This is a genomic window from Neisseria sp. 19428wB4_WF04 (genome assembly GCF_015235335.1).
Lineage (GTDB): Bacteria > Pseudomonadota > Gammaproteobacteria > Burkholderiales > Neisseriaceae > Neisseria > Neisseria musculi.
Window position 1 is genome coordinate 1 of record NZ_JADGLG010000095.1, and the last position, 3,550, is coordinate 3,550.

The window sequence follows — 3,550 nt, forward strand, 5'->3', positions numbered from 1 at the left end:
TGGAGCGTCTGACTTATTGCTGCGATATTTTTGAGACGGGCAATGATTCTTACCGGATGAAACACCGCTCATAGGGTGGCTCAATTTTAGACCACAACTGTGGCTCAGTTTTGGAATGGAATTGACAGTTTTTTTTGGCGAAATAACGCGTATCGGTACCGTTGGAAATCACAAATATTTGCAGATATTTAAACAGCGAGTTTTCCGCATTAAAACTTTCTTTCATGTAACGGTGCACCTGATTAAACGCCTCGCGCACCGCCACACCGCGTTTCTTCAATTCGATCTGCACCAAAGGCAGCCCATTTACCAACACGGTAACATCATAGCGGTTAGCATAAATGCCCTGCTGCTCAAACTGATTAATTATCTGCAAGCGGTTACGCGCTGGATTTTCTTGTCGACCAAATAAATATTGCGGATTTGCCCGTTATCAAACACAAAATCATAAATATGGTCGTGATGGATTTTGCGTGTTTTATCAATGATGTTTTCAGACGGCCTATTGATATACTCGTCTAATAGCCGTTGCCATTCGCCGTCTGAAAACACCACATGATTCAGATTATGCAAAGATTCGCGCAAATTGGCCAACAGCTTTTCGCGGCTGTTCAAATCTTTGCAGTATTCATAGCCCTGATTCTGCAAATCGGCGATTAATTCGCGTTCCAAATCGCTTTCGGTTTGATAGCCCGCGCTGGATTGGTCGATTTTTTCATATTGGTCAAGCACGATAAAATGATCGGTTTCGGCGATAGAGCGGGTTTCGTAGGTCATGATAGGGATTCCTCAGACACGGACTAAATTCATTAAATGCTCAAAAGAATAGCGCGTTGATTTTCTGCCACTGCTTTCTTCGGTAACCGTTAAGATACCGGCCTCATGCAATGCGCGAGTAAACCGGTTTGCCGTAGCTTGGGAAATCTCGGTTTTTTCCACCAGATTGGTATTGCGGAAAACAGGATAAGTAAACACGAAATCCAGCATAGCCAATGCATGTTTACTGGATAAAATCTCGCTAAATTGCGGCTTCATTTCTTCATACAAACGGCGGATATTTTCTGCAATTTCCAGATTGCGGACAGATTGGCCTTCCACCGCATGCAAAAAGAAAACCACCCATTCATTCCAGTCGCCCGATTGCGAAACCGAACGCATCAAATCAATATAACGGTTTTTATGTTCTTCAAAGTATCCGCTGATATAAAAATGCGGTGCCGAAATGGTTTGGTTCGACCATAAAAGCAGCGTAATCAACATTCTGCCAATCCTTCCGTTACCGTCTTGAAACGGATGCAATGCCTCAAATTCCAAATGCACTACCGCCGTTTTCACCAAAACAGGCACATCATCCCGATGCAGATAGGCAAATAAAGAATCCAAGCCAGCCTCCAGCTTTTCTGGGCTGACCGGCACAAACAAAATCTTGCGGCTGACAGTATCCGCCAAATAATTCTGCTCTCGTTTAAACTCACCCGGCGCTTTACCCGCACCCCGCCCGTAAGACAACAATTGCTGGTGCATGGTTTTGAGCAGCGACTTGCTCAAGGGGTAGCCCGCTTCCATTGCCTGCTGTGCATTTTTCAAAGTTCTCTGATACAAAACCGTCTCCACAATCTCGGAGCGGACACGATCAGAAAACTCATCGGCGGCATAATCAGCCTCATACTGCAAAATTTCATCCATGGTGCTGACTGTGCCTTCCATACGTGAAGAAATCACCGCTTCCTGATTGCGCAGAGGTGCAAACAGAATCTCACTATTGTGCATATTTTTCAGCATTTGGTCATAACGGGCGATAGCATCCGTTGCCTCCAAGAGCGCAGGCATGATGCGGTGCAGATCCAATGATTCAGGAGGGAAGCCGCCGTCGTGATAGTGGACGGCCTGTTCCAGATTCGGTAAAAAAGTATTCATTTGTTTATCACAATTTTCAAAATATGATTGACAAAGTACATTATCACTCAGCGGTGCATAGCAAGCAAGCTTGTTACTCACATTGTGAATTTTTTGATTAACAAACTATTTTGCTGTGTATCCGTGAGTAACAACACCTGTTGCCAATCATCAAACCGCTTTTTTGAGCAGCAAGGTTGAACACCTTGCAAGCATTTTAACGCCGCAGACAGGGGATTTTGACCAAAGATACCGCCGTTGCGTTAATTGTCTGCAGACACTATAGACGTGGAAGCGGGCGGTATTGTCGGTGATATTTTGCCGAAGCGCTTGCTTATAGTAGTGAAATCCCTAAAAACCGTTCAGACAGGCATCATGCCTGTCTGAAGCTTAAGCGGCCGGTGCGAAGTTGAGCAGTTGTTCGCGGTAATATTTGTATTGTCGGCGGCGCAAGGAAATTTCGCGTGGCAGGCCTTGGCTGATGGATTGGGTAAGGGCATCGAATTGATCCAGAATGGCGACGATTTTGGTTTGGATTTCTAGGGGTGGAGAAAGAATATTGCATAATTGCCGCTTTACTACCACGCGGCATTTTTGCGCCTTTGGCGTGCTGCATATTATATGCAAATAACTTATCATCAGCCAAAACCTGATACAGATAACGCGGATTAACGTCTTTATCGATTGTGGATAATTAAAACATCACCACTTGCCCCACCTGCACGATCTGCCTGCCAAATTTTTTTCAAATAAGGGCGGATATTTCCTATCAAACATATCACTTTCAATAAAACCAGCAAGGCTTTCAGTATTAGGGGCATAGCTTGCCAATGTTTTTCCCTCCTCGATTCTGTAACAAGTTGTCTACTCCAACATAGCTCGTTTCATCAAGGCTATCAGCTTTAATACGCATTGTTGAATATTCCGCCACTTCCCCCAACGTTTTCCACATCACATCTTTCAGACAGTTTGGATAAAGTTTAACTATTACACTCCAACGATCGATTGTCAAAATCTAACATTGCATTGCGGTAATATTCATATTGTCTGCGGCGTTGGGATAGTTCGGCTTCCAACTCAGTCATTTTATCAAGTATTTTTACGATTTTTTGTTGGGTTTCCAAGGGAGATGGGGATTTTTATATCTTTAATCATTGGTTTTGTTAATTGCGGAATACCACTCTTAGGTGTCAAAACCAATAATCGTACAATTGGAAAAAAGGGCTTTCTTGATAATTTGTCCAACCAATTGTTCCTCTTGCTGAAACTGTCAAACTTGGTTTAGTAATTCTAGGATAATTCGTCCAGCCATATAACGATTTTTCACCAATACCATTTGATAAAGAACTCCTCTGTTTTAGTTTCAGATAAGGCATCTTGCGGAACATCACCACCAGAAAAAAGGGGCTGTACTAGATAACTAGGGAAATTTAACTTCAGGTTAGAATAATCCCTATGAGAAAAAGTCGTTTAAGTCAGTACAAGCAAAACAAACTGATTGAACTATTTGTTGCAGGTGTTACCACCCGCACAGCGGCGCAATTAGTTAGCGTCAATAAAAATACCGCTGCCTATTACTTCCACCGTTTGCGCTTACTTATCTATCACAACAGCCCGCATCTGGAAATGCTTGATGGTGAAGTAGAAGTTGATG

The 3,550-nt window shown here is 43.2% G+C and carries 1 protein-coding gene and 3 pseudogenes; 1 reads left to right on the forward strand and 3 read right to left on the reverse strand.

The genetic code is table 11. The features are described 5' to 3' along the window. Nucleotides 1-136 precede the first annotated feature (136 nt). From IR141_RS12190 to IR141_RS14255, 3 genes and pseudogenes are all read right to left on the reverse strand, one after another. Nucleotides 137-777: pseudogene (locus IR141_RS12190) on the reverse strand (type I restriction endonuclease); the annotation flags it as partial. A gap of 12 nt (nucleotides 778-789) precedes the next feature. After that, the gene (locus IR141_RS12195) at nucleotides 790-1,998 is read right to left on the reverse strand and encodes a Fic family protein (RefSeq protein ID WP_209304436.1); all 1,209 of its coding nucleotides are present in this window, start codon (nucleotides 1,996-1,998) and stop codon (nucleotides 790-792) included. Between the two features lie 288 nt (nucleotides 1,999-2,286). Next, nucleotides 2,287-3,023: pseudogene (locus IR141_RS14255) on the reverse strand (restriction endonuclease subunit S); the annotation flags it as partial. Between the two features lie 328 nt (nucleotides 3,024-3,351). On the opposite strand from IR141_RS14255, the pseudogene IR141_RS12205 reads away from it, so the two are divergent. Further along, nucleotides 3,352-3,550 (forward strand): annotated as a pseudogene (locus IR141_RS12205) (IS1595 family transposase); the annotation flags it as partial.